Below are 6765 nucleotides of genomic sequence, written 5' to 3' on the forward strand. Positions count from 1 at the left end.
GTTCATTAATCCAAAAACTGACAATTATTTACTCTTTTATTAATGCTCAAGTAGTAGAATAGCGCCAATTTTTTCGTATTTGGAACCCTCTCAGCATGATAAAGCATATTCTCGGCGCCGCAGTTATAGTTATAGGCCTTAGTGCTTGCCAAAGTCCATCGGCCACTGTCTCAAATGAACAATTAATTGGTACTTGGCATGTCGACACCGTCCTCGACACTCCAACCATTAATAATAGTCCTGCAACGTTAGTTTTTGCCGCAGATGGCGAGTTAACAGGTAACAACAGTTGTAATCAGTTTTTTGGCAGTTATGCCCAGCAAGGTAACTTTTTACAGCTGGCACCAGCAGGCACTACCATGAAAGCCTGCGTTGACAGCTTTATGAGCCAAGAAGCCGAGTTGATGCAAGCTATTTCATTAGTACAACAAGTTGATTTCTCAAAAGGAAAACTTAATCTATTGTCAGAAAAGGGTGATACTCTATTGGTACTGACAAGACAATCATCGCCATTATCTTAATCATTTATTGCTTAAATGAGTCACAGAACTAACACAAGTGTCAGCTTAAAGTTCCACGACAAAATGAATTTTTATTCAATAAATTTGATTTTTTCTTGACTTAATAAGTCAATCTATTCAAAATGTGCTAGATTTTTGAATAACAAATATAAGATGAAATATCATTATGCCAGCGACAAGAAATCAGGATGAGCTCGTACGAACTTTTAAATCGATTCTCAAAGAAGAACGTTTTGGAAGCCAGAGCGAGATTGTTAATGCGCTTCAAACCGAAGGATTCGGTAATATTAATCAATCTAAAGTATCGCGTATGCTCAGCAAATTTGGTGCTGTTCGTACTCGTAACGCCAAGCAAGAAATGGTCTATTGCCTCCCTGCAGAGCTAGGCGTTCCAACTGCGGGTAGCCCAGTTAAGAATTTAGTGCTAGATGTTGATCATAACCAAGCCATGATAGTGGTAAGAACCAGTCCAGGTGCAGCACAATTAATTGCTCGTTTGCTGGATTCAATAGGTAAACCTGAAGGGATATTAGGTACCATTGCTGGCGACGATACGATTTTCATTTGCCCTGCAAGTATAAAAACTATTGATGATACCTTAGAGACCGTTAGATCTTTATTCAATTATAGTGAATAAAATATCACTATAAAAAAAGCAATGCCATGGCATTGCTTTTTTTTTGCTTAACGCGGGTGGTTACGCATCATCGAATTGAGTTAAAAAATCTAATGATGGCACAAAGAATGATGATCCGGTCAACGCTTTGGTAAACAACATTAAATGATCATGATTTCCATGGCCATCACCGTGCACCATACTGCGAAGCATTTGTTCAAAATGTTCTGGAGTGCGGCACACAGAAATAAAAATCAGCCCTTGCTCTCGAATCGAACCATAAGGCATGCTTTGACGCAGGATTTCTAATGAATTACCTTGCGCATCTTTTAAATTAACTCGCTTGGTATGGCTGGTTAGTGGCTTATCTTCTGACTCATATTCAATATCATCAACTTTAGTTCGACCAAAAATATCTTCTTGTTTTTTCAGTGGTAAACGATGCCATTTACTTAAGTTATGCATGTATTTTTGTACATGAACATAACTACCAGAGGCAAACGCTTTATCTTCATTACCAACCAATGCAACCTCTTGACGATGGCGCCCCTTAGGGTTTTCGGTACCATCAACAAAACCGGTTAAATCACGGCTGTCCATAAAACGGAAACCACGCTCTTCATCAACTAGCTCAACCAAATCTTCAAACATTTGATTAATCTCATTTGCGACAAGATGTAAAATATCGTAACGGTCACAACGAATATGAATAAACAGATCATATTCCATTGCAGGTGCATCACGAATACCTTCATTCATAGCAGGAAAAGGTTTTAATAATGCTGGGCGCGCATCAGGATAAAAGGTATCCCAAAAATTAGCACCAATACCGACAAAGCCATTAAAAGCACTGTCTGCATATTGATCTGTGAGCTCATAGATGTATTGCGCCACATTAGCAATAGATGGACGTAACTGATCTTCAACACCATCATTGGCATTAAACATCAGGTACACACTGTGTAAATTACCTTCTGCGCAAATCCCTAACTGTTCACGAGGCATAGCTTGGTTATCCATATTAACTTGATCCACCTTAATACTAAATGTCGGCCTAAATGATGATAATTTAACGCATTGAACTCATTAGAGAGCGATTCACATATCGTCTTAGTTTAGCTAATGATTAACTAACAATGAGCTTATCTTAATCAAATATAAATTACTTGAAGTGTACTCACATTTAGCTGATTTGTATCACCTATTGCACTCATATTCTCTCAAGTAAAAGATTGAACAGCTGTTTTAATAGATGGCTCACTCAACTCAAGTTATAGGATATTCTTCGTTAGCCGAAATCATAATATTGAGCTTATTGACTCTCAAACTTGTCATTTATTTGATTAACAGACCCACACTTTTATGACTGCATGCTGCAAGTAATGGTCTATTTTAAATTAAAGCAGCACAGTGGGCTAGACAGTAAACGGTTTTATAACAGGTTATGATTCAAGTCTGATGTTAACAATTATGCTCCACATTAAGATGACCATATCAATCGTTAATTAAAAATGACTAGCGGATGTGGCGCAATGTGAATATCAACTCGTTGGCCAGGTATTAGTGTCGTTGATTGACTGCTTATATCCAAGATATCAGCGCCAACTTTCACTTGATAATGGCATACAGTGCCCAAAAAATGCCTTTCAACAATGCAGCCAAGACCATTGGTATTAGGATGAACTTCAATTTGCTGCGGTCGTAATAATACTTGCCCTTGGCTTCCAATCGGCCAAGGTATTTTTTCAGTACTATTAAGATTTCCAAGAGCATAATCAACTTGATAACTCGTGGTTACAGTAACCGGTAAATAATTACCCGCGCCGAGAAAATCAGCCACGTAGCGCTCTTTTGGCGAACGGTATAAGGTTTCCGCTTTACCATTTTGAATAATGGCGCCATCTTTAAATAATGCCAGCTTATCTGCAAAGACAAATGCCTCATCTTTACTGTGTGTCACAAACACCGCACTCACATTTCGCTTTTTTAATATGGCACGAATTTCCAGCATCATCTCGTTACGTACTTGCGCATCAATATTGGAAAAAGGTTCATCGAGTAATAATAATTCAGGTTGATATGCTAAGGCTCGCGCAATTGAAACTCGCTGCTGCTGTCCGCCAGATAATTCATGAGGATAACGAGATGACAAGCCAGTTAATTTAACCAGCTCAAGCATCTCATCCAACCGAGTAAGGCGCTCCTTTGCATTAAGATTTTTAACGCCAAATAAAATATTATCCGCCACGGTTAAATGTGGAAATAAAGCATAGTCCTGAAAAATCATCCCGACACCACGTTGCTCACTGGCAACAAACACGTCATCACTGCTCATCACCTGGCCACTAATACTGATACTGCCTTGGCTAATGGTTTGCAAACCTGCAATCACGCGCAGCAGTGTGGTTTTTCCGCAACCACTGGGGCCTAATAATGCGACAATTTCGCCTTGCTGCAAGGTAAGATCTAAATGACGCAAAATCACTTGACCTTGATAATCACTACAGATATTTTCAATGGTTAAGGTTGACATAATTAGCCTTGTTGCTCCAAGGAGCGATTAAGATAAATCAATGGAACAAGCCCGACTAACACAATAACAATCGCGGCTAATGCACCATGTTCAAGTTTTTCATCTGAAACAAACTGAAACACATAAGTGGCTAAGTTTTCAAATCCGATGGGGCGTAATAATAATGCTGCGGGCAACTCTTTCATACTTTCAATAAACACCAACAATGCTCCGGCAAAAATCCCTTTACGCAATAACGGTAAATGAACCCGCCAAAGCAGTTGCAATGGGGTTTGCCCCAAGGTAATACATGCCATGTCCAAAGAAGGCGAAATGCGCTTATAACTGTTCTCTAAACTACCGATAGATATGGCAATAAAACGTACACAAAAAGCAAAAATCAGAGCGAACACGCTGCCGGTCAATAACAATCCCGGTCCACGTTCACCCAGCCAATCGTAAACATCGTTAATCGCAAAATCAATAAATGTCAGTGGAACCAAAACACCAATTGCTAGGACTGTGCCCGGCAATGCATAACCAGTAGAACTGAGTCTAGAAGGAAGATAATCACTTTTACGCGGACTGACTCGACGGACAAACATCAATATCAGTGATAACAGCATACACACGGCACTCACGATAGCGGCAATGTATAAGCTGTTAAGGCTATATTGCCAAAAACGTGTATCCCAACTCTCGTTAAAATAATCAATGGCATAAACACATAACACGGTAAAAGGCAGCAAGAAGGCAAGAAATAACAATAAAGTGCAGTAGCCTAGCGCAATCCATGCCTTAGTTGATGACAACACATATCGATCGGCTTCATTGAAGGATGATTGTTTTTGAAATAATTGTTGTTTGCGACGGGCAAACCGTTCAACACCTATCATAGAGAACACCACCAGCAACATAATTGCCGATAATTTAGCGGCAGCCGTTAAACTGCCATAGCCAAGCCATGTGTCGTAAACGGCTGTGGTTAGAGTAGGAACGGCAAAATAGCTTACAGTGGCAAAGTCTGCTGCGGTTTCCATAGCCACTAGGGCAACGCCAACAGCTAAAGCAGGCCTTGCCATGGGTAATGCCAGTCGCCAAAAACTGCGCCACGGACTGCACCCCATTACCCGTGATGCATACAATAAACTTGATGATTGCTCCATAAAAGCGGTGCGGGCTAATAAGTAAATATAAGGGAATAGTACTAACGACAGTATTATTGCCGCTCCGCCGAGGCTGCGTATCGCGGGGAAATAATAATCATGGGGTGATTGCCATTCAAACCAATCCCTTAGTGTACGTTGCACTGGGCCGGCATAATCGAGCATATCAGTATAAACATAAGCAACAATATATGCTGGCATGGCTAATGGAAGCAGTAATAGCCACTGAAAGTATCGTCGAAAAGGAAAGTCACAGCGGGCAATTACCCACGCAGCAGGAATAGCTAATAGCAGCGAGCCGAGTCCAACCAACAACATCAGTAATAAGCTATTGGCTATGTATGTCGGCAACACTGTATTAAATAAATGGCTAAATACAGCTTCGTCAGGAAGAGTGGATTGCACTATTAAGGCAATCAGCGGCAATATTAATATTACCGCGATAAAATAACCAGTAAGCGACCAGCCTCTGGTTAGGCCTAAAATCATAAATAATACCGAGTTAACTCAGCGCACCCAACTCATTTTATCAATACTATTAATCGTAGCAATAGTGCGCTAAAAATGGTTACGTGCGCTTGGCTTGGAGGTTGATCGTCTATTGAGGATCGCCATAATTACAGGTCAAATTTCACTTCGTCGAGTAATTTAACTGCCGCTTGGTGGTATTCTGCCAACTTATAAATCGGTAAGCTGTCGGCCTTAAAATCACCCCATGAGGCCACTAATTCAGACGGAGCCACATCAGCCTTTACCGGATATTCCATGTTCACTTCAGCATACATTTTTTGCGCGACATCTGAGGTAAGGAATTCCATTAATTTAATGGCATTGTCTTTATGAGGAGCATGTTTGGCTAATGCCATTCCTGATACGTTGACATGAGCGCCACGGTTCTTTTGATTAGGAAAATTAATATCGACAGCTTGTGCCCAGCTTTTCTGGTTTTTATCCATTAACATATTGCCGTAGTAATAACTGTTACCGATAGCGATATCACACAAGCCTTCTTTAACGGCTAGTACTTGATCACGATCATTACCCTGAGGCTTACGGGCTAAATTAGCTTTGACCCCTTGTAGCCAGGTTTTCGTTTTCGCTTCACCATCATGAGCGATCATTGAGGCTACTAATGCGACGTTATAAGGGTGTTTACCACTGCGAGTACAAATTTTACCTTTGTATTCAGCTAAGGCTAAGTCCTCGTAATCAATATCAATTTTACCAGTACGATCTTTAGAAGAATATAAATTACGCACCCGCATAGTGAGTGCAAACCAATTATGTTGTTGTGAGCGATATTGAGACGGAATATTATGGTCGATAATGTTGCTTTGGACCGGTGAAACAAGATCTTTATCCACCAACTCCATCAAGCGAGAAAAGTCTGATGTCAGCACTACGTCAGCAGGGGATAAACGACCTTCACGCGCTATCCGTTCAGCAATGCCATCTTTAGCAAATACGACATTAACGTCGATACCACTTTGTTGGGTAAATTTTTCAACAATGGGCTCAATCAGGAAAGCTTGGCGATAAGAATAAACCGTTAATGCCTCTGCGGCACTGACCGAAGAAGCCACACAAGCCAAACCTAATAATGCGACACTTTTTAGCAATTTCATTAATCAACGCTCCCTAATTGAAACAATATTGCGCCATCGCCGACGCGATTGATAATGGTTATCAATTGCGATAGGGTAAGTGATCATCTTCAAAGGAGCAAGTGCTGTTTCACTCGGGGCAGTGAATTTTCAAGCGGGGGAAGCAATGACCACAGAAATCAGTGAGCACTGTTGAGGATCTGCCATCACGGCATTAATGGTTATGATTGATGCTGTTACCAATATTTTTCGACTGTTATTTGCCCAGGAGCGCGTCGAAGATTTTTTGCTAATCCTTTTTCCACTAAAGCGATTTGAGCATCCGTTATCATGCCAGGGTTACCGC

At 40.7% G+C, this 6765-nt stretch carries 6 protein-coding genes and 1 pseudogene; 2 read left to right on the forward strand and 5 right to left on the reverse strand.

What is annotated here, in order from left to right:
* Window positions 1–95 precede the first annotated feature (95 nt).
* Window positions 96–521, forward strand: coding sequence for an META domain-containing protein (locus H5185_RS20540; RefSeq protein ID WP_124018044.1), 426 nt, complete (start codon window positions 96–98; stop codon window positions 519–521).
* Between the two features lie 166 nt (window positions 522–687).
* Window positions 688–1158, forward strand: coding sequence for a transcriptional regulator ArgR (argR, locus tag H5185_RS20545; RefSeq protein ID WP_124018045.1), 471 nt, complete (start codon window positions 688–690; stop codon window positions 1156–1158).
* A gap of 60 nt (window positions 1159–1218) precedes the next feature.
* Here argR and H5185_RS20550 read toward each other — a convergent pair whose 3' ends face one another.
* The 5 genes and pseudogenes from H5185_RS20550 to H5185_RS20570 form a co-directional block, all read right to left on the reverse strand.
* Window positions 1219–2157: a Dyp-type peroxidase gene (locus tag H5185_RS20550; RefSeq protein WP_124018046.1), complete on the reverse strand. Its 939-nt coding sequence runs from the start codon at window positions 2155–2157 to the stop codon at window positions 1219–1221.
* 481 nt (window positions 2158–2638) lie between these two features.
* A complete protein-coding gene (locus tag H5185_RS20555) occupies window positions 2639–3670 on the reverse strand; it encodes an ABC transporter ATP-binding protein (RefSeq protein WP_182743033.1) in 1032 nt (343 codons plus the stop codon).
* Between the two features lie 2 nt (window positions 3671–3672).
* Window positions 3673–5304: an iron ABC transporter permease gene (locus tag H5185_RS20560; RefSeq protein ID WP_182696661.1), complete on the reverse strand. Its 1632-nt coding sequence runs from the start codon at window positions 5302–5304 to the stop codon at window positions 3673–3675.
* Between the two features lie 128 nt (window positions 5305–5432).
* Window positions 5433–6440, reverse strand: a complete 1008-nt coding sequence (locus tag H5185_RS20565; RefSeq protein ID WP_182722316.1) for a Fe(3+) ABC transporter substrate-binding protein — start codon at window positions 6438–6440, stop codon at window positions 5433–5435.
* Between the two features lie 215 nt (window positions 6441–6655).
* A pseudogene (locus H5185_RS20570) lies at window positions 6656–6765 on the reverse strand (ferredoxin--NADP(+) reductase); the annotation flags it as partial.

It is taken from the genome of Shewanella sp. SG44-6, assembly GCF_014164185.1.
Taxonomy (GTDB): domain Bacteria; phylum Pseudomonadota; class Gammaproteobacteria; order Enterobacterales; family Shewanellaceae; genus Shewanella; species Shewanella vesiculosa.